18 protein-coding genes are annotated in these 19,035 nt (G+C 63.8%); 14 read left to right on the top strand and 4 right to left on the bottom strand.

From position 1 onward, the window contains the following. Positions 1–38: 38 nt before the first annotated feature. On the bottom strand, positions 39–1,499 hold the full coding sequence (guaB, locus tag FHP91_RS16650; protein ID WP_144310633.1) for an IMP dehydrogenase: 1,461 nt from the start codon (positions 1,497–1,499) through the stop codon (positions 39–41). Positions 1,500–1,766: 267 nt separating this feature from the next. On the opposite strand from guaB, the gene FHP91_RS16645 reads away from it, so the two are divergent. Beyond that, positions 1,767–2,249 (top strand): DUF4124 domain-containing protein, encoded by a 483-nt coding sequence (locus FHP91_RS16645; RefSeq protein ID WP_144310632.1) that lies wholly within the window; start codon positions 1,767–1,769, stop codon positions 2,247–2,249. A 93-nt stretch (positions 2,250–2,342) separates the two neighbouring features. Here the strand turns inward: FHP91_RS16645 and FHP91_RS16640 are convergent, their stop codons facing one another. Both FHP91_RS16640 and FHP91_RS16635 read right to left on the bottom strand, forming a co-directional pair. Continuing rightward, positions 2,343–2,681, bottom strand: coding sequence for an RnfH family protein (locus FHP91_RS16640; protein ID WP_144310631.1), 339 nt, complete (start codon positions 2,679–2,681; stop codon positions 2,343–2,345). 4 nt (positions 2,682–2,685) lie between these two features. Beyond that, positions 2,686–3,123, bottom strand: a complete 438-nt coding sequence (locus FHP91_RS16635) for a type II toxin-antitoxin system RatA family toxin (protein ID WP_144310630.1) — start codon at positions 3,121–3,123, stop codon at positions 2,686–2,688. Positions 3,124–3,203: 80 nt separating this feature from the next. On the opposite strand from FHP91_RS16635, the gene smpB reads away from it, so the two are divergent. The 10 genes from smpB (at position 3,204) to FHP91_RS16585 (ending at position 13,801) form a co-directional block, all read left to right on the top strand. Continuing rightward, a complete protein-coding gene (gene smpB, locus FHP91_RS16630; protein WP_144310714.1) occupies positions 3,204–3,650 on the top strand; it encodes an SsrA-binding protein SmpB in 447 nt (148 codons plus the stop codon). Between the two features lie 218 nt (positions 3,651–3,868). Beyond that, positions 3,869–4,579, top strand: a complete 711-nt coding sequence (modA, locus tag FHP91_RS16625) for a molybdate ABC transporter substrate-binding protein (protein WP_246116343.1) — start codon at positions 3,869–3,871, stop codon at positions 4,577–4,579. Continuing rightward, positions 4,576–5,259: a molybdate ABC transporter permease subunit gene (modB, locus tag FHP91_RS16620; RefSeq protein ID WP_144310628.1), complete on the top strand. Its 684-nt coding sequence runs from the start codon at positions 4,576–4,578 to the stop codon at positions 5,257–5,259. The genes modA and modB overlap by 4 nt, the downstream gene beginning before the upstream one ends. Further along, entirely contained in the window at positions 5,256–6,341 is a 1,086-nt protein-coding gene (gene modC / locus FHP91_RS16615; RefSeq protein ID WP_144310627.1) for a molybdenum ABC transporter ATP-binding protein, read from the top strand. Before modB ends, modC begins: the two co-directional genes overlap by 4 nt. A 90-nt stretch (positions 6,342–6,431) precedes the next feature. Beyond that, complete coding sequence (gene pstS, locus FHP91_RS16610; RefSeq protein WP_222105231.1) at positions 6,432–7,487, top strand: phosphate ABC transporter substrate-binding protein PstS; 1,056 nt, start codon at positions 6,432–6,434, stop codon at positions 7,485–7,487. Between the two features lie 67 nt (positions 7,488–7,554). Further along, positions 7,555–8,659 (top strand): peptide chain release factor 2 gene (prfB, locus tag FHP91_RS16605; protein ID WP_144310625.1). Its coding sequence is split into 2 segments (ribosomal slippage): positions 7,555–7,635 and positions 7,637–8,659, totalling 1,104 coding nucleotides; the frame shifts between segments, so codons are not numbered across the junction. 30 nt (positions 8,660–8,689) lie between these two features. Continuing rightward, positions 8,690–9,967 (top strand): hypothetical protein, encoded by a 1,278-nt coding sequence (locus tag FHP91_RS16600; RefSeq protein WP_144310624.1) that lies wholly within the window; start codon positions 8,690–8,692, stop codon positions 9,965–9,967. 7 nt (positions 9,968–9,974) lie between these two features. Then, positions 9,975–10,703 (top strand): hypothetical protein, encoded by a 729-nt coding sequence (locus FHP91_RS16595; protein ID WP_144310623.1) that lies wholly within the window; start codon positions 9,975–9,977, stop codon positions 10,701–10,703. Then, entirely contained in the window at positions 10,703–10,993 is a 291-nt protein-coding gene (locus tag FHP91_RS16590; protein ID WP_144310622.1) for a hypothetical protein, read from the top strand. Before FHP91_RS16595 ends, FHP91_RS16590 begins: the two co-directional genes overlap by 1 nt. 15 nt (positions 10,994–11,008) lie before the next feature. Beyond that, entirely contained in the window at positions 11,009–13,801 is a 2,793-nt protein-coding gene (locus tag FHP91_RS16585; protein ID WP_144310621.1) for an AAA family ATPase, read from the top strand. An 18-nt stretch (positions 13,802–13,819) separates the two neighbouring features. On the opposite strand, the gene FHP91_RS16580 is transcribed toward FHP91_RS16585, so the two are convergent. Further along, positions 13,820–14,878, bottom strand: coding sequence for a GGDEF domain-containing protein (locus FHP91_RS16580; RefSeq protein ID WP_186301592.1), 1,059 nt, complete (start codon positions 14,876–14,878; stop codon positions 13,820–13,822). 192 nt (positions 14,879–15,070) lie between these two features. Here FHP91_RS16580 and lysS point away from each other — a divergent pair, with 192 nt between their 5' ends. Genes lysS through mnmC form a run of 3 tightly spaced genes read left to right on the top strand, consistent with a single transcriptional unit; the run spans position 15,071 to position 19,010 of the window. After that, positions 15,071–16,570 (top strand): lysine--tRNA ligase, encoded by a 1,500-nt coding sequence (lysS, locus tag FHP91_RS16575; protein WP_144310619.1) that lies wholly within the window; start codon positions 15,071–15,073, stop codon positions 16,568–16,570. Positions 16,571–16,581: 11 nt separating this feature from the next. After that, positions 16,582–17,091 carry a hypothetical protein gene (locus FHP91_RS16570; protein WP_144310618.1) on the top strand — a complete coding sequence of 170 codons (510 nt, stop codon included), beginning with the start codon at positions 16,582–16,584 and terminating at the stop codon, positions 17,089–17,091. Continuing rightward, a complete protein-coding gene (mnmC, locus tag FHP91_RS16565) occupies positions 17,091–19,010 on the top strand; it encodes a bifunctional tRNA (5-methylaminomethyl-2-thiouridine)(34)-methyltransferase MnmD/FAD-dependent 5-carboxymethylaminomethyl-2-thiouridine(34) oxidoreductase MnmC (RefSeq protein ID WP_144310617.1) in 1,920 nt (639 codons plus the stop codon). Before FHP91_RS16570 ends, mnmC begins: the two co-directional genes overlap by 1 nt. The last annotated feature ends 25 nt before the right edge of the window (positions 19,011–19,035 follow it).

Here is a 19,035-nt window from a genome sequence, read left to right as displayed (position 1 = left end):
AAGGCGGCCGAAGCCGCCTTGTGCAAACGGTATGCGGATCAATCCACGTGGTAGTTGGGCGCTTCCTTGGTGATCTGCACATCATGGACATGCGACTCACGCACACCGGCCGAGGTAATCTCGACAAACTGTGCACGCTCGTACATCAAGGGGATGCTCGCCGCGCCCACATAACCCATCGAGGCGCGCAAACCACCGATCAATTGGTGGATCACCGCGGTCACCGGGCCTTTGTAAGGCACCCGACCTTCGATACCCTCAGGCACGAGCTTGTCGGTATTGGACGAAGCGTCCTGGAAGTAACGATCGGCAGAGCCCTGCTGCATCGCCCCCAGCGAACCCATGCCGCGGTAGGACTTGTACGAGCGGCCCTGATACAACACGGTTTCACCCGGCGCTTCTTCCGTGCCAGCAAACAAGCCACCGAGCATCACCGCATTGCCACCGGCCGCGATCGCCTTGGCGATATCACCGGAATACCGGATGCCGCCGTCGGCGATCATCGGTACGCCAGTGCCGGCCAGCGCCTTGCACACATTGGAAATGGCAGTGATCTGCGGCACACCCACGCCGGCCACGATGCGCGTGGTGCAGATCGAGCCCGGCCCGATGCCGACCTTGACACCATCGACACCCGCGTCCAGCAAGGCCAGTGCGGCATCGCCCGTGGCGATATTGCCGCCAATCACCTCGACGTGCGGGAAGTTCTTCTTCACCCAGCGAATCCGCTCAAGCACGCCTCGCGAGTGACCGTGCGCGGTATCCACCACGATGACGTCGACGCCGGCCTCTGCCAGACGCTCGACCCGCTCTTCGGTACCTTCACCCACACCCACTGCGGCGCCACAGCGCAAACGGCCGTGCTCATCCTTGGCGGCATTGGGGTGCTCGGTCGACTTGAGCATGTCCTTGACGGTGATCAGACCGCGCAGCTCGTCAGAGCCGTTGATGACCAGCACACGCTCAAGTCGGTGCTTGTGCATCAGCTTCTGCGCCACCTCGAGGCTTTCGCCCTCGGGCACTGTAATCAGTCGCTCACGCGGCGTCATGATCGACGACACCGGCTGATCCAGATTGATCTCGAAACGCAGGTCGCGGTTGGTGACAATACCCACCACCTTGCCATCATCGACCACCGGCAAGCCCGAGAACTTGTTGAGGCGCGTCAGGGCAACGACCTCACGGACGCTCATGTCGGACGGAATCGTGATCGGGTCCTTCAGGACGCCGGACTCAAACCGCTTGACCTTGGCAACCTCGGCCGCCTGTTGCTTGGCCGAGAAATTCTTGTGAACAATGCCGATTCCGCCTTCCTGGGCGAGCGCAATCGCGAGCCGGGCTTCGGTGACCGTATCCATGGCGGCCGACACCAGCGGAATGTTCAAGCGAACGTTCCGGGTCAGCTGCGTTTGGAGGCTGACATCCTTGGGGAGGACGTCGGAATGGGCGGGGACAAGAAGGACGTCATCGAACGTCAGCGCCTTCTGAATCACGCGCATGGCTATAATCCTTTCAACCAAATCCGTATTATACAGATGGATCTACAGTCTGTTGAGTCCCGCGTAGGAAACTCGCGCTTTTGGCGTTCCGCGACTGACCAGACCACGCCTCCGACGAAGCGGGCTGATGCCATGGACACACCGCACAGCCATTTCGTTTCCGCCCAAGGGCACAGATCCGATTACAATGACATTGACCATCGGCGCAAGGCCTTTTCGCGCTGGCCCTGACCGATTGAACACTCAATCCTGCAAGGCTTGATCTCAATGCGACTTCGCTACTCACCGCTACTTCTCCTGACACTGGCTTCGAGCATCGTTTTTGCCGGCCAGGTCTATGAATGGACTGACGCCAACGGAAAGCGCCACTTTTCCGATACGCCGCCGGCTGGCGTAGAAGCCAAGGCAACCGGCATCCGGACCGGTCCTCGCACAAGCAGCACACCGCCGGCCGGTGGCGCAGCACAGAGCACCGCCGACGCCCCCACCACATGGGCCGAAAAAAATGCCGACTTCTCCAAGCGCAAAGCCGAGGCGGCTGAAAACACCGCCAAGGCCAACGAAGAAGCCGAGCAGGCACGCCGCAAGAAAGAAGCCTGCGAACAGGCCAGCGCCCAGCTCAAACTGCTCGAAAGCGGTGGGCGCGTGCAACGCATCAACAACGCCGGCGAGCGCGAAGTGCTGGACGACGCCGGTCGCGCCGAAGAAATGGAACGCAGCCGAAACGTCATGAAACGAGCCTGCGAGTAAGCTTGCCGACCATTCGCACACCGAGCACCCAATAAGAAAAGGCCCCAACAACCCGGGGCCTTTTCTTTAAATCTAGGTTTATTGCCGGCCGACTTACTGCGCTTCGTCCGCCGACGTCTTGTCGTCGCCACCGCCTTTCGTCATGGCCTTGCCCTCTTTGGCCCGCTTGCGGCGCACCTCTTTCGGATCGGCAATCAGGGGACGATAGATTTCGACGCGATCGCGCTCTCGCAACACGCTCGACGGGGGCGCTAGCTTGGCGTAGATCCCCACCTTGTTGGCGCCGCTCAAATCGATTTCGGGATATTTCTGCAGCAGACCGGAAGCCTCGATTGCATCCTGTGCCGTCGCGCCTTCCGGCACCTTGACCCGCACCACATCCTGACGCTCGCGCAGCGCGTACACCACTTCGACGGAAATCTGTTCAGCCATGAAATCAGGTGCTCCGATAGACCTGCCCGGCGCGCTTCACGAAGGCGTCGACGAAGGTGTTGGCAATATGATTGAAGACCGGCCCGAGCACTTTCTCGAGCAAACGGCTGGCAAACTGGTAGTTGAGGCTGAACTCGACCTTGCAAGCGGTATCGCCCAGCGGCGTGAAGACCCAGCCTCCGTCAAGGTGTTCGAACGGGCCTTCCTTGAGGCGGATGTGCATCTCCCGCGGCGGCAGCTTGGTGTTCTCGGTTGAAAAATGCGCCTTGATGCCGTGGTAGTTGATATGCAGCGTCGCGGCGGTCAGCGTATCGCTGCGCTCGATCAGCTCGGTCCCGCCACACCACGGCAAGAACTTGGGATAGTCCTCGACCTGGTCGACGAGCGCGAACATCTCGGCAGGGGTGAATTCGATCAGGACAACTTTTTTGACGGCGGCCATGTGTTCGGGGCGGAAGATAGCGGAACTGCTAGAATGCCCGATTTTACCGCATGCTGGCCGATATGGCCGACCGGGACGTCATGAGCATCATCGACAATCGCAAAGCTTTCCACGACTACTTCATTGAAGAGAAGATCGAAGCCGGCCTCGTACTCGAGGGCTGGGAAGTGAAGGCGATCCGCGCAGGCCGCGCCAACATCAAGGAAGCCTATGTGCTGATCCGCGATGGTGCGATCTTCATTCTCGGCATGCACATCACGCCCCTCACCTCGGCCTCGACACACATCCATGCCGATCCGGTCCGTACCCGCAAACTGCTGCTCCATGCAGCGCAGATCGATCGCCTCATTGGCCAGGTCGAGCGCGCCGGCTACACCCTGGTGCCGCTGGACTTGCACTACTCAAAAGGCCGGATCAAAGCCTCGGTCGGCCTGGCCAAGGGCAAAAAGCAGCACGACAAGCGAGAGACCGAAAAAGCCCGCGAGTGGGAGCGCGAGAAAGGCCGCCTGATGCGGGACAAGACCTGAGCGGCATCGCAACAACACGCAAGCTCGGTGCTGACTGAGCAATCACCCCATCCGCTGGCGGAGCTGTTTTTCGCAACACCCCATGCGTTATCGACAAACGGGTTGATCTGGATTTGATCCGCCGCTTGGCAAAATGCGTTATCGTTTGCCAACAATAACGATTACCCGAAGCCACCGTGCCCAGAACCGTTCGCCCGCTATGCGCCATCCTGTCGCTATTGATTGCACCGTTGGCACACGGCGGTGAGCTCACGGTCGCGGTCGCCTCGAATTTCATCAAACCGATTGAAGCCATTGCCCCGGCATTTACCGCGGCGACCGGCCACCAGATGCGCGCATCTACCGGCTCGACCGGCAAGTTATACGCCCAGATCCAGCGCAGCGCACCGTTTGATGTCTTCTTGTCCGCGGATGAAGATCGACCGATGCGCCTCGAAGACGAAGGACTCGGCGTTCAGGGAAGTCGTTTGGTTTACGCCATCGGGCGCCTGGTGCTTTGGAGCGCAAAAGACGCGCAACACATCAGCCCTGACGTACTGCGATCTCCCGACGGCGGGCGCGTGGCGATCGCCAATCCGAAAACCGCGCCTTACGGTACCGCTGCTGCCGCAGTCATCGCCGCGCTCGGCTTCACCAACACGCTGAAACCCCGCTTGGTGCAAGGTGAGAATATCGGGCAAACCTTCCAGTTCGTTGCCACAGGCAACGCCGCGTACGGATTTGTGGCCTGGTCTCAAGTCAGCCAAAACGGCCAATTCATTCGTGGATCAGGCTGGCGGGTGCCCGCCGACATGCACCCCCCCATCCGGCAGGCCGCCATTGTCTTGTCACGCGCAAAAGACAACCCCGCCGCACACGACTTCATGCGCTTTCTGCAAAGCGACGCGGCACGGCGGATCATCCGCCAGCACGGCTACGACACGGAATGAGCCAATACCTCAGCCCATCGGATCTCGATGCCATATGGCTCACGCTCCGGCTGGCGTTCACCACCACCGTCTTGCTGCTGCTCTTCGGCACGCCGCTGGCGTGGTGGCTGGCGCATTCGCGCGCACGATGGCGCGGCGCGGTGAATGCGCTGGTTGCCCTGCCGCTGATCCTGCCGCCGACCGTGCTCGGTTTCTATTTGCTGGTTGCGATGGGCCCTAACGGCCCGCTTGGTCGCCTGACCTCCGAGATCGGCCTTGGCGCCCTGCCCTTTACCTTTGCCGGGCTGGTCATCGGCTCGCTGATTTACTCTTTGCCCTTCGTTGTCCAGCCGATCCGCGATGCCTTTATCGCCATTGGCCCGCGCCCGCTGGAAGTCGCCGCCACCCTAGGAGCGCGGCCGCTCGACGCCTTTTTCTCGGTGGTTTTCCCGCTGGCCCGCCCAGGCTTTCTGACCGCCACCGTACTCGGCTTCGCTCACACGGTCGGTGAATTCGGCGTGGTGCTGATGATCGGCGGCAATATCCCGAACGAAACACGTGTCGTCGCCATCCAGATCTACGATCATGTCGAGGCTCTGGAGTACACGCAGGCGCACTGGCTCGCGGGTGGCTTGCTGGTTTTCTCGTTTCTGGTGTTGCTCGCGCTCCACACCCTCAACGATCGTCAGGCACAACGATGAGCGGCAACAGCGCCCTGTGTTTTGATCTCGCGCTCGACCTGCCCCAACTGAAGATTCGGGCTGCCGCAACGCTACCCGCGACAGGCGTCACGGCCTTGTTTGGTGCATCCGGCTCAGGCAAGACCACGCTCCTGCGTATGCTTGCCGGGCTCGAAGCGACTGGCCGTGGCCAAATCCGCCTCGGCGCAAGCTGCTGGCAAGACGACACCCACAAGCGGCGCCTGCCAACGCATCAACGCCCGCTGGCCTATGTTTTTCAGGAGGCGAGCCTATTTACCCATTTGAATGTCCGCGAGAACCTCAGCTTCGGGCTGACGCGAGCACGGGTTCCGGATCGAACCATTGGCTTTCACGACGCCGTGGACTGGCTAGGCATCGGCCACCTGCTCGACCGCCTGCCGTCGCACCTGTCTGGTGGCGAGCGCCAACGCGTTGCCATCGCCCGTGCACTACTGGCACAGCCGCGCTTACTGCTGATGGACGAGCCGCTGTCCGCGGTAGATGCTGACGGCCGCGACGCCATTCTCGATACACTGGAGCAGCTCCCCGAGCGACTCGGCATTCCGATCATCTACGTGAGCCACTCAATCGAAGAAATCACCCGCCTCGCCGACCATCTGTTGCTGATGTCGGCAGGTCGCCTGATTGCCGATGGTCCAACCAACACGATACTCACCCGCTGCGACCTGCCGCTCGCGCATGGCGCGCACGCCGGCGTCGTTCTGCAGGCGCGGGTTGTCGAGCACCTTGCACACGAACACCTGACCCGGCTCGCCTTCGACGGCGGCGAACTGCTGGTCAGCACGGTAGCGCGGCCCATCGATGTCAGCGCACGCGTCCGAATTGCTGCCCGTGATGTGGCAATCGCCATGAGCGCACCCACCGACAGCAGCGTAATCAATCATCTGCGTGCGGACATCGTCGACATCAACGACGACCCGAACCCGGCACATTGCCTTGTGCGTCTGCGGGTTGGCAAGGCGGTGCTGCTGGCACGCATCACACGGCACTCACGCCAACGACTCGCCCTGCAACCCGGCATGGCCGTATGGGCACTCGTCAAGGGCGTTGCGGTCCGCTGAGCAGAAGCAATTTCTGACGCGGTCACGCATTTGTCACGAAGTGTTACGAGAATCACGCCCTTCGTATCGCTTTCGTATGAGTCCATGACCGTGATCCTTCGTACCACCCTCGCCTGCCTTTTATCACTGTTATTAAGTTTCAGCGTGCCACTTCGTGCCGACACACACACCGTTCGGGGTGCGGGGTCCTCCGCCGCCAAACTGGTGTATCAGGCGTGGTCAGAGGCCTTTGCCAAACGCGGCGGCAGTGCCATCGACTACGCACCCGTCGGGTCGTCGAAAGGGCTCAATGCCATTCAGGTACGGGCGGTCGATTTCGGCGCATCGGATCTCGCCCCACCCCAAGACGTACTGGCCAAAGATGGCCTGATCGTCATTCCGACCGTAGTCAGTGGTATCGCGCCGATCATCAACCTGCCCGGCTTCAAGCCGGCCTTGCGACTTGACGGCCCGACTCTGGCGGCGATTTTCATGGGGCAAATCACCCACTGGAACGATCCCGCGATCCACCGACTCAACCCCGAGGGCGAACTGCCCGCATCGGAAATCCGCGTGGTCACGCGCAGCGACGGCTCGGGTACGACCTACAATTTCACCGACTATCTCGCCAAGGTCAGCCCCGACTGGCAGAGCCGCTTTGGCGCGAATACGCTGATCGCCTGGTCGGGCAAAGTGCTCCCCGCCAAGGGCAGCGGTGGCGTGGTCAGCACGGTCATGGCGACGCCGGGCGCCATTGGCTATGTGGACTTCACCTATGTACTCAAGGGCGGCCTGCGCACGGTCGACATGAAGAACCGCGCCGGACACTTTGTCACGCCAGGCATCGACAGCTTCCGCGCCGCGCTCAATGCAAGCGTCTGGCACAGCCGGGGGGACTTTACTCAGACACTCACCGACCAGGGCGGCAGCGCAAGTTGGCCGATCACCATGGGCACCTTCGTGCTGCTGCCCAAGGTCATGGACGACGTCGCCGGCCTCGCCACACTACGCTTTTTTACCTGGGCCTTCATGCATGGCGACGAACTGGCCAATCACGCCAATTTCGTGCGCTTGCCCGATGTCGTACAGGCCAAGGCTTATCGCGCACTGGCCACCATCACCAACCCGAACGGCACACCCATCGCCTACGCGAGTCTTGCCCAGTAAGCTGCCGATCGCGGGAGCGCTGCCTGTATAATGCGCGGTTTGCATTGAACAGCCGGAGCCCCCGACCATGGACGCAGAACGCATCAACGACATCGCCGAAGCCCTTGCGGACTTGAAGCGCCGCGGGGAAGAACTTCGGAGGTATCTTTGACTACGATGAAAAAGCCTCAAAACTAGAAGAAGTTAACATCGCCCTCGAAGACCCCGCCGTCTGGAACGACGCTGCGCGCGGTCAGGCCCTGGGCAAGGAAAAGAAGCTGCTCGAAGGCGTGGTGGTGACGCTGCAACACGTCGCCCAGCAGTCGGGCGACCTGATCGATCTGTTCGAGATGGCCGAGTCCGAAGGCGACGATGACACGCTCGAAGCCATCGAGACCGACGCCAAGGCGCTCGAAGAGATCGTGGGCGGCCTCGAATTCCGTCGCATGTTCTCCGGCCCCATGGACGAGAACGCCTGCTTCATCGATATCCAGGCCGGCGCCGGCGGCACCGAAGCCCAGGACTGGGCCGGCATGCTCGAACGCATGTATCTGCGCTATTGCGAGCGCAAGGGCTTCACCACCGAACTGCTCGAAGAATCCGACGGCGAAGTGGCCGGCATCAAGAGCGCGACCATCAAGGTCACGGGCGAGTATGCCTTCGGTTTTTTGCGCACCGAAAACGGCATTCACCGCTTGGTACGCAAGTCGCCCTTCGACTCCAACGCACGCCGCCACACCAGCTTTTGTTCGGTGTCGATCTACCCGGAAATCGACGATTCCATCGAGATCGACATCAACCCGGCCGATGTGCGTACCGACACTTACCGCGCCTCGGGTGCGGGCGGTCAGCACATCAACAAGACCGACTCGGCCGTGCGTCTGACGCACAACCCGACCGGCATTGTCGTGCAGTGCCAGAACGACCGCTCGCAGCACCGCAACAAGGACGAAGCCTGGAAGATGCTCAAGGCCAAGCTCTACGAGCTGGAGCTGCGCAAGCGCCAGAGCGAGGCGCAGGCGCTCGAAGACGCCAAGAGCGACATCGGCTGGGGCCACCAGATTCGCTCTTACGTGCTCGACCAGTCACGTATCAAGGATCTGCGTACCAACTACGAAGTCGGCAACACCCAGGCCGTGCTCGACGGCGATCTGGACGACTTCATCGAGGCCAGCCTCAAGCAAGCCGTTTAAGGCGCTGCACACACTGAGCGCAAAACCGGCATGACCGATCAGGACCTCGCAGACTATCTCGCGCCAGGCTACGCCGTTGACGATGTGCCAGAACTCTCGGCACTCGCCGCGGCGCAGCCGGTCATCGACACCTTCATCTCCCTGTTTCGCGGCAGTGAGGCGGAGGTCTTGCTGCGCCTGCTTGTCTTGCGCGAAGTCGGCCATGATGTCGATCACCCGCGCTGGTCACCCGACGCACTGCGCCGTCGCTTCGCCTACCTCGACCCGGTCAAGCTCGAAACCACGCTCAAGCGCCTGCGCGAATCGGGCCTGATCAGCTACGCCGACGACGGGCTTTACCACCTGTCCGACGCCGGCCGCAATGCCGTGGCCGCACTCGGCATGCTGCTGCGCTTTGGCGAGTCCGAAGACGCCGAACTCGGCTTCCTCACCGCCCAGCTCGCCGGCCTGCAAGCCACCGACAGCATCAACGCCGAGGCGCTCGGCCATCTGCTGTCCAAGCTCAACGACCTCACCCTGCACTTTGAAGAGGCCATCGCCTCGGGCTCGGAATTCCGCATCGTCGAGTCACGCCGACGGCTGTCGGCCAACGGCAAATGGCTCGATCGCGGCACCGACATCCTGCGCTCACTGCTCTCAGACGCCGACGCGCCCTTTGACGTCGCCCGCATCGCCCAGCGCATCGGCCTGGCGCAATCCCGTCTGGCGCGGGTCGATGCCGCCTTCCAGCGCGCACTCAACAAGATCGAGACCCAGCGCGTCACGCTCGGCAGCTCCGGCATTTCGTCCAGCGATGTCACCGCCTGGCTCGGGCAGCAAAGCATGGATGCACTGGCTGCGCTAGCCTTCGATGCCATCACCGACACCCCGCACATGCCGCTGCTCGCCGGCGGCCACGAATTGCTCGACCGTGCCGAAACCGCCCTGTGCGATCTGCTGCGTGGCGAAGCCGACGACACCACCCTGCCTGCCGCCGACACGGCCCCCACCGCGCTCGCGCCCGAAGAAGAAGACCTGCGCCTGCTCACCCATTTTGCCGACCGGCTCGACGCTATCGACACCGAGCCCGCCACCTTGCACGACGCGGTCGCCGGTGGCGGCTTCGGCCATGCGGCCTATCGCCTGTCGCTGCTCGCCCTGCTGGCCGACAGTCAGGACAGCGCCCCTGCCGACGGCCCCATCGGCGCCTTCATGCGCCTGCCCCTCAAGGTCGAGTTCGACGCCACACTGGTCGACGTCGGCCACCACGAAATCGCTCGCATCAGCGCCGGCAGCATCCGCCGCCTGAGACCCCAAACCACGGACTGACGCGCTCATGGAACACGACATCCGCGCCCTCACCGCGCGCCTCATTGCCCAGCGCTGGCTGCCACGCAAAGACCCGATGGTGCGCCGCGCGCTCATCGACGAAACCTTCCGCCACGAGATCGACCAGCGACTGGCCAGCGTTGGCCTGCGCCTGCTCGACAACCCCTACGCCGCCCATGTGGCCGTCGGCCTGACCCCCGACGCGCTCGAGCCCACCTTCGGCAGCGGCCGCGAATACCAGGCCAGCAACATGGGGCTTACCCGCGACGAGATCGCGCTGCTGGTGGTGCTGTGGGCACTGATCATCCTGCCCAAGCGCGAACGCCAGGTGACCCGCCAGAACCTCGCCAACGAAGGTCAGGAAGAACTCTTCGCCGCCGAGCAACCTGTCGCCCATGGCGCCGAGGTCTCGGCCGGCGTGTCCGAAGCCTCGCTGATTGCCGACTTCGGCCCGCGCCTGGGCGGCAAGACCAAGGTGCGCAACTTCATGCTCGGCCGCCTCGCCCGCCTCGGCTTCATCGAGCGCCGCAGCGGCATGCTGCTTGAAGGCCCGCTGCTCGACGTCGCCCTCGACTACCGCCTGATGGCCGACCGCATCATTCACGGCACCCTCGCCGGCGTGCTCTCCGACGCCGGCCACCCGCCGCCCGCCGCCGACGCCTTTGCCCTGGCCGGCGCCGACGATGAAGACGAATTCGACGGCGACATGCCTGAACCCGGCTCCGAGATATTCTGATGACACGCTATTTCCAAAGCTTTTTCGTACTGTTTGTTGTTCTCGCCTCAGCGCAAGCACACGCCCTGAGCAGCGCGCGTGCCGGCGGCGATGACAGCAGCAGCGGCAGCTATCGTCCACAACCCGTGCAAAGCGACCGCAATTGCGCACGCTATCAAAGTGCCATCGCCAAGCTCAACGCCAGCATCGCTCGCGAAGGCAACCGCAGCCGCATCCAGCGCCTGACCGACAGCAAGCAGCGCTACCAACAACGCATGCGCGACGGCGGCTGTGGCCGCAGCCTGCGCTGATCAACGCCGAAAACGATGTTCCATATCAAACAGATCGAACTGGTCCACTGGGACTTCTGGCGCCGCTTCACGCTGCCGCTGGACGCCCAGATCATCACCATCGTCGGCCCCAACGGCTCAGGCAAGACCACCTTGCTCGACGCCCTGCGCACGCTGTTTGCGCTGCGCTGCTCGGGCAAGCGCGACTTCCGCCGCTATGTGCGCCGCGCCAACCGCAGTCACGCCTGGATTCGCGCCACCGTCGCCAACCTGCCCGGTGCCACCGGCCGACGGCCGTTCTTCCCCTGTCTCGACGACGTGGTCACTCTGGCCTGCCGCATCCGCCGCGCGGGCGGTGAATGGACGCGCGACTACACCATCGTCGATGGCGACATCGAAATTGAAGCGCTCGACACCAGCAACGACTGGATCGGCCTGCGCGACTATCAAAGCCGCCTCGCCGCCGGTGGCCTGACCCCGGCCATCGCCAAAGTGCTCGCGCTGGAACAAGGCGACACCGACAAGCTGTGCGAATACGCGCCCAAAGCCCTGCTCGAACTGGTCTTCGATGTCTTTGGCGACAAGGAAGTGCTCGACAACTACGACGTTGCGCGCGAAGAGCAGCAAAACGCCGAGCGCGAGCTCGACAGCCTGTCGATCGACCTCGACCGCCTGCGTGCCCAGGCTGAAGCCAAGCGCCTCGAAGCCGACCGCTATCTGGAATGGAAGCAGATTACCGACGAACGCTCGGCGCTCGACGCCGAGATCATTCCGCGCCTCGAAGCCTTTGAGCTGCGCCGCGACATCCGTGCCGAACGCAGCCAGTTGCGCGCCCAGGATGGCGAGCGCCGCGAGCGCCAGTCCGGCCTGCTGGCCGCCCGCCAGCGCATCGCCCAGGTCGACGCCGAGCGTCTGGCCGAAGAAAAGGCCCGCGCCAAAGCCCGCAGCCAGTTTCTGGACACCGAACAACGCCATCTGAGCGCCCACGACCGCGTACGCGATCTCGAACGTGTGTTGGCCGAGCGCAGCGCCCTGCGCGAGCTACTGGCCCGCGAAGAGGGTCAGGACGCCGTCGCCATCGAAGCCGAACACGAGTCGGTCGAAGCCGAGCTGACGGCCCTGCGCGCACAAGAACGCGAGCTGGTCGCCCGTTTCGAAACCGCCAAGGACGCGCTCGCCCATGCCCACGAGCGCAGCAGCCCGCCCTCCGACCCCGAGGTGCGCGCCTTCCGCGCCGTACTGACCGAGGCCGGCATCGCACACAGCGCGCTCAGCGAATCCATCGAAATCACCGACGCCGCCTGGCAAGGCGCGATCGAAGCCGTACTGCGCCCCTATCGCCACGTGTTGCTGCTCGAGCGCGCCGCCGATCGTCATCAGGCCTGGGCGCTGGGTGAGCGCGAGCGCTTCCGCCATTTCGTCGTGGCCGACTGCGAAAACGCCCCGCCGGCCCAGCGCGATACGCTGGCCGAAGTCGTCCGCTTTGCCGGCCCCGTGCCGCGCTGGCTGGCCGACCTGCTGAACCGCATCACCCGCGTCGAAGACGCCGCCGCCGGCAGCGCCCTGTCGCGCGATACCGAGTGGATCACCCGCGACGCCTACCACCGCGAGCGCCGCGGCGCCCGCCACCTGGGCCGCCCGCGCGAATTCCACTTTGGCGAGCTGGCACGGCAGGCGCGCATCGATGCGCTCTCGGCCGATGTGCGCGAGCTCGACAAGGCGCTCAGCCCGCTGCGCCCGCAGATGGACGCACTGCGCGACCGGCTCAACACCCTACGCAGTCAGCTACTCGGCCTGAGCGCCGCACCCCAACTGGCCGCCCGCGCGCAAGCCTTTGCCGAGGCCGAGGCCGACCTGCCGGTGGCAAAAAAAGCGCTGACCGACGCCATCGCCGAGCGCACCGAATTGCAGGCCACGCTCGACGGCATAGGCGAGCGGCTCAACGGCATCCAGATCGAACTCGACCGCCGCCGCCGCGAACTGGCCACCCACGAGCAACGTCTGGGCCTGCTCGACAGCGAGGACCGCCCACGTCGCCAATCACAAGCCCAACGCGTGCAGCGTCTGCGCCGGCTGCGTCGCGGCATGCCCGCCGAATGGCGCCGTGGCGAAGGCATCGAAGCACTCACCGAGCGCTACGGCGATGCCCGCAGCGCGCGTGCCGAATCCGAGCGCCTGCGTCTGCGGCTTGAACAAGGCGACTGGGTGCAAGACCCCGCCGTGCTCACCCTGCGCGACCGTCTGCTTGACGACCTTGGCCGCCGCGAGCGCGACTACGCCGCCCGCCAGGGCTACTGCGCCACGGCACGCCGCCACACCGACGAAGCGCGCAGCGCCTACATTGGCAAGCTGCGCGCCACGGTGCGCCAGTACAGCCGCAACCTCAAAGCCCTGGGCGAACTGGCGCATGTCGAGGTGGACTGCCCGGTACCGCATCTGGACAACGATGACACCGCCCTGCACCGCTCCGGCCTAGATGTGCGCTTTGACTTCGACCGCAAGGGCGCGGTCGGCCTGAACGATGGCGAAGCCTCGGGCGGCCAGCAGGTGATGAAGTCGTTGATTTTGCTGATTGCGCTCTTGATGGACGAGACCCGCCCGGGCGGCTTCGTCTTCATCGACGAGCCCTTCGCGCATCTGGATGTGGCCAACATCGACCGCGTCGGCGCCTTCCTGCGGGCGACCCGCGCGCAATATCTGATCACCACGCCGGTGACGCACAATGCCAATGTATTTGCGCCGGCGCAGCTCACGCTGGTCACGCGCAAGAAGCCGCCGTCAGAAGAATGGGCACCGCCGATCGGGGTGTTGCAGCGCCAGCGAGACTGACCGCCGGACGCCGCCCGGTCAGAAGTATTCGTCAGCGTCTTGCTGCGCGCTACTGGTCGCTGTGGTGCAGACCAGCTCGCCGGCTGCCACCAGGTCTTCGTAGGCCCAGACGCAGTTCCGGCCATGCTCTTTGCCATAGTAGAGCGCTGAATCGGCACGACCGAGCAGTTCTGCGGGAGGCAGCCGGTCATCAACCTGGGCGAATCCGATCGAACAGGTGACGGTCCCGACTTGCGGAAAATCATGCGTTTCGACCGCGATCCGGAAACGCTCGAAAATACTGGTCACGGTCTCGGCCGGCACATTGCGCAACATCACCACGAACTCCTCGCCACCGAAACGGAACAGCTTGTCGGAGCTGCGAAACGCGCTGCGCATACAATCAGCCAAGCGGATGAGGACTTCGTCGCCGAACAGATGGCCCCAGGTATCGTTGATGTGCTTGAAGTGGTCGATGTCGACAATCCCCAGCCACGCTGGGCTGGGCAGCACCGAATCTTCGCGTCGCTCCCCGTCCTGGCGCCGTGCCCGCTCGGCGACCGCAATCAACTGGTCAAACTGTTCATCGAAGGTCTTGCGGTTGAGCAAGCCGGTCAAGGTATCCAGATTGGCGTAATCCCAGTGCGCCATCAAGCGCTCAAAACAATGAACATAGGCCCGAACGCCATCGACGGTGACGGCGGCAATCGCCGTGGTGGCATGGACATCGAGAATCCATCGGACGCGACCAGCGTGCAACACCGGAAACGCCATCCGCCAGCCATCCGAATCGTGAGCTCGGGTGAGATTCGCGCCATTGTCGATCGCCTGCGCCAGAAACCCCTCTTGCACCTGACCGTCCAGGCCGTCGGCAGCGTCGTCCCAATCGCCGCCAACGCCCGCTTTGTTGCACCAGCCGATGCTTTTGAGCTGCCGACGCCCCAGCCCTAGCACCCGCAGCTCACAACGCTCTGCGCGCAGCGCGCGCTGGACGCCAACACAGAACGCGCGCAACAGCGTCTCTCTCACATGCAGTGAGGTCAGATGTTGCGCGGCCTTGAGCAAGGCCAGAAGAGAGTCGCCAGTCCGTGTTCGCATGCGTGTCTTCCACAGGTCTTTCGTATTACGGCACCGAATCGCCATCATTAAACGGTTTATGCGCCGGCGCCGGGCACGAACGCCCCTTGGCGAGCGACTTCTCGCGGCGGTTATGAGAAAATTGCGGTTTTTCGGCACCCGCGTATAGCAACAACGCAACGCCGGACTCGCCATCATTCAAACGAGCCACACATGTCAGAACAAAACGCCTCGCCTTCCGCCGACGAAAACCACCTCATCGCCGAGCGCCGCGAAAAGCTGCGCACGTGGCGCGAATCCGGCCGCGCCTACCCGAACGACTTCTCACGCGAGAACACCGCCGGCAAACTCGACGAGACATACAGCGAAAAGACCCGCGAAGAACTCGAACAGACCCCGATCGAAGTGCGCGTGGCCGGCCGCATCATGCTCAAGCGCGTCATGGGCAAAGCCAGCTTCGCCACCATTCAGGATCTCTCCGGTCGTATTCAGCTGTATGTGAGCAATCAGGGCGTCGGCGAAGACGTGCATGCCGATTTCAAGCACTGGGATATCGGTGACATCGTTGGCGCGGTCGGCACCCTGTTCAAGACCAAGACTGGCGAGCTGACCGTCAATTGCGCCGAAATCCGCCTGCTGTCCAAAAACCTGCGCCCGCTGCCCGAAAAATTCCACGGCCTGACCGACCAGGAAACCAAATACCGCCAGCGCTATCTCGACCTGATCATGAACGAGCAGTCGCGCTTCACCTTCGTGGCACGCAGCCGCATGGTGCAGTCGATCCGCAACTACATGATGAATCACGGCTTCCTCGAGGTCGAAACGCCGATGATGCACCCCATTCCCGGCGGCGCCTCGGCCAAGCCCTTCACCACCCACCACAACGCGCTCGACATGGAGTTGTTCCTGCGCATCGCCCCCGAGCTCTATCTCAAGCGCTTGGTGGTCGGCGGTTTCGAGAAGGTGTTCGAGGTCAATCGCAACTTCCGCAACGAAGGCCTCAGCCCGCGTCACAACCCCGAATTCACCATGATGGAGTTCTACGAGGCCTACGCGAACTACCAAAGCCTGATGAACTTCACCGAAGGCCTCATCCGACACGCTGCGCGCGAAGCGCTGGGCACCGAGGTCTTCCAGTATCAGGGCCGCGAGCTCGACCTGTCCAAGCCCTTCCACCGCCTGACCATCGTCGAAGCCATCCGCAAATACCACCCGGGCTTCACTGTCGAGCAACTGGCCGACGCCGAATGGCTCAAGGCCAAGATCAATGCCTTCGGCGAGAGCGTCAAACCGGGCGGTCTGGGCAGCCTGCAGTTGCAGCTGTTTGAAGCCTGCGCCGAAGCCGAGCTGTGGGAGCCGACCTACATCATCGACTACCCGGTCGAAGTCAGCCCGCTGGCCCGCGCCTCCGACAGCGACCCGGAAGTCACGGAACGCTTCGAGCTGTTCATCGTCGGCCGCGAAATTGCCAACGGCTTCTCCGAGCTGAACGACCCGGAAGACCAGGCGGCCCGCTTCCGCGCGCAGGCCGAAGCCAAAGAAGCCGGCGACGACGAAGCCATGTACTACGACGCCGACTACATCCGGGCGCTCGAATTCGGCCTGCCGCCCACTGGCGGCTGCGGCATCGGTATCGACCGTCTGGTCATGCTGCTGACCGACAGCCCGGCCATTCGTGACGTGATCCTGTTTCCGCAGATGCGCCCGGAGTAAGCCGGCGCACGATGCAGATCCAGCAACTTCAGGTAGCCTACGATGCGCGGGCAGATCGCCTGCTCCTGCGCATTGCCACCGCGCAACGCGAAGGCATCAACGTGCTGCTCACCCGGCGACTCATCAAGGCACTGTGGCCGGGTCTGCAGCGCATGCTGAATAGCCATCTCGCGAAGGCGGCGCCGGGCATGCCCGTGGCTAAGCCAAAGGACGCCGCCGAACCCGGCAGCTTCCAGGCCCCCTTCGACGACAACAATCTCAGTCACCCGCTGGGCGCCGAACCGCTGCTCGCCACCGAGAGCCGGCTCGAGCCGATCGAAGGCCCGCTGTGCCGCGTCATGCTTGGCGAAACCCGCGCCCGACAGGTCAGCTTCGACTGCGATCAAAACCTGATGCAGGCGCTCTGCGCCATGATCCGTGGCACCGTCGCCAAGGCGGAGTGGGATCTGTCGCTCGACAAGCTCCCCCTGCCCGACGCTGCCACGCCGACGCCGAGCGACGTTCCGCCCACTGTTCACTGATGTACGAGAAAATCGACCCGGCGGTGCTCGAATATGCCGAAGACGGCACGCCGTTCTCGCGCCAGTTTGACGACGTCTATCACACTCAGCATGGCGCTCTCGGTCAGAGCCGCCATGTATTCCTCGAAGGCAACCAGCTGCCGCACCGCTGGCAGCGCAAGTCGCGCTTCGTCATTCTCGAAACCGGTTTTGGCCTCGGGCTGAATTTTCTCGCCACCTGGGCAGCCTGGCGCGACGACCCGAAACGCTGTGACCGCCTGCATTTCATCTCGATCGAAAAGCACCCGTTCAACGCCACCGATCTCGCCACCGCGCACCAACGCTGGCCCGAATTCGCCGCGCTGTCGGCGCGCCTGCGCACACAATGGCCCACGCTCACGCCCGGCATCCATCGCCTGTGGCTCGACGACGGGCGCATCGCTCTCACCTTGATATTCGGCGACGCCTCCACCGCGCTCGCCAAGCTCGTCGCGCGCGTCGACGCCTTTTACCTCGACGGCTTCTCCCCCGCGCGAAACCCCGAACTCTGGTCGGAAAAAATATGCCACCAACTCGCGGCGCTCGCTGCACCGGTGGCCACCCTGGCCACCTGGTCAGTCTCGCGTGAAGTCCGTCAGCATCTGGAATACGCGCGCTTCCGTATCGACAAGGTGCGCGGCTTTACCGGCAAGAGCGAAATGCTGCGCGGCCATATCGCTGGCGCGCCGGAACGCCCCCCCGCGCACCCCTCCCGCGAAGCGATCATCGTCGGCGCCGGGCTGGCGGGCACCTCACTGGCACACCGCCTGGTCAAACGCGGCTGGTCGGTGCAACTGCTCGACGCCGCCAACGGCCCCGGCCAAGGCGCCTCGGGCAATCTGGCCGGCGTCTTGCGCCCGCTGCCGAGTCTCGACGACAACCGCCTGGCTCGCCTCACCCGCGCCGGCACGCTGGCCGGCATCCGCCATCTCAACGCCTTGGCTGCCGCCGGCCACGCGGTGCGCTGGGCACCCACCGGCGTGCTGCATCTGGCGCGCGACCCCGTACACGAAACCCGTCAGCGCGACGTCGTCGATAGCCAGCGGCCGCCCGACGACTACCTGCGCTACGTGGATCAGGCCGAAGCCAGCGCACTGGCCGACTGGCCACTCGCTACCGGCGGCTGGTGGTTTCCGTGCAGCGGCTGGGTACAACCGCCCAGTCTGTGCGCGGCCAACATTGCCGCCGCAGGCACCGCCCTGACCGTGCGCTACGGCACGTCGGTCGCCCGCCTGACACGCGTCGCCGAATACTGGCAGCTTCATGACGCCAACGACGCGTTGATCTCCGAAACCGCCTGTGTGATTCTCGCCAACGGCGCCGACATCCGCCACCTCGACGTCGCCCAAACCCTGCCGGTGCGCGCTGCCCGCGGCCAGGTCAGCCACTTGCCCGCCACCGAAGGCAGTGCGCCCAAAGTCGTGGTCTGCCGGCTCGGCTATGTGAGCCCAGCCATCGACGGCCAGCGGTGTGCCGGCGCGACTTTTCTTGTCGACGACGATGACCCCGCGCTACGCGAAAGCGAACACGCCGACAATCTGGCCAAGCTCGATTTCATCCTGCCGGGCTTCAGCACCACGCTCGATGACACCACGATGGCCGGCCGCGTCGGCTTTCGCCCCGCCTCACCAGACCGACTGCCAATGATCGGCGCCATCGCCATACCCGGCAGTTATCCTGCCGACGCCACGTTGGAGCAGGTAGTGCGTGAGCCCGGCCTGTATGCAATCTCAGGCTTTGGCGCGCGCGGCCTGGTGTGGTCGACCATCGTCGCCGAAACCCTGGCCAGCCAGCTCGATGGCGACCCACTGCCGCTGGAGCGCGACCTGGTGGATGCGATTGACCCGGGCCGCTTCGTGCTCCGGCGCGCACGCCGCGATCGTATCCCCAGCGACGGCTGAACGGCGCATTTGTAAGGCTTTCTTT

The sequence above is a fragment of the Denitromonas halophila genome (assembly GCF_007625155.1).
In the GTDB taxonomy this organism is placed as follows: Bacteria; Pseudomonadota; Gammaproteobacteria; order Burkholderiales; family Rhodocyclaceae; genus Nitrogeniibacter; species Nitrogeniibacter halophilus.
Note: the sequence above shows the minus strand (reverse complement) of the source record. Positions and strands in the feature narration are given on the sequence as shown.

Bases quoted from the DNA above. Each gene is read 5' to 3' on its own strand.
- FHP91_RS16600 (WP_144310624.1), top strand. From the start codon at position 8,690: ATGACCGATCAGGACCTCGCAGACTATCTCGCGCCAGGCTACGCCGTT.
- modB (WP_144310628.1), top strand. From the start codon at position 4,576: ATGAGCCAATACCTCAGCCCATCGGATCTCGATGCCATATGGCTCACG.
- FHP91_RS16570 (WP_144310618.1), top strand. From the start codon at position 16,582: ATGCAGATCCAGCAACTTCAGGTAGCCTACGATGCGCGGGCAGATCGC.
- modC (WP_144310627.1), top strand. From the start codon at position 5,256: ATGAGCGGCAACAGCGCCCTGTGTTTTGATCTCGCGCTCGACCTGCCC.
- smpB (WP_144310714.1), top strand. From the start codon at position 3,204: ATGAGCATCATCGACAATCGCAAAGCTTTCCACGACTACTTCATTGAA.
- FHP91_RS16645 (WP_144310632.1), top strand. From the start codon at position 1,767: ATGCGACTTCGCTACTCACCGCTACTTCTCCTGACACTGGCTTCGAGC.
- FHP91_RS16640 (WP_144310631.1), bottom strand. From the start codon at position 2,681: ATGGCTGAACAGATTTCCGTCGAAGTGGTGTACGCGCTGCGCGAGCGT.
- mnmC (WP_144310617.1), top strand. From the start codon at position 17,091: ATGTACGAGAAAATCGACCCGGCGGTGCTCGAATATGCCGAAGACGGC.
- FHP91_RS16585 (WP_144310621.1), top strand. From the start codon at position 11,009: ATGTTCCATATCAAACAGATCGAACTGGTCCACTGGGACTTCTGGCGC.
- lysS (WP_144310619.1), top strand. From the start codon at position 15,071: ATGTCAGAACAAAACGCCTCGCCTTCCGCCGACGAAAACCACCTCATC.
- FHP91_RS16580 (WP_186301592.1), bottom strand. From the start codon at position 14,878: ATGCGAACACGGACTGGCGACTCTCTTCTGGCCTTGCTCAAGGCCGCG.
- FHP91_RS16595 (WP_144310623.1), top strand. From the start codon at position 9,975: ATGGAACACGACATCCGCGCCCTCACCGCGCGCCTCATTGCCCAGCGC.
- FHP91_RS16590 (WP_144310622.1), top strand. From the start codon at position 10,703: ATGACACGCTATTTCCAAAGCTTTTTCGTACTGTTTGTTGTTCTCGCC.
- FHP91_RS16635 (WP_144310630.1), bottom strand. From the start codon at position 3,123: ATGGCCGCCGTCAAAAAAGTTGTCCTGATCGAATTCACCCCTGCCGAG.
- guaB (WP_144310633.1), bottom strand. From the start codon at position 1,499: ATGCGCGTGATTCAGAAGGCGCTGACGTTCGATGACGTCCTTCTTGTC.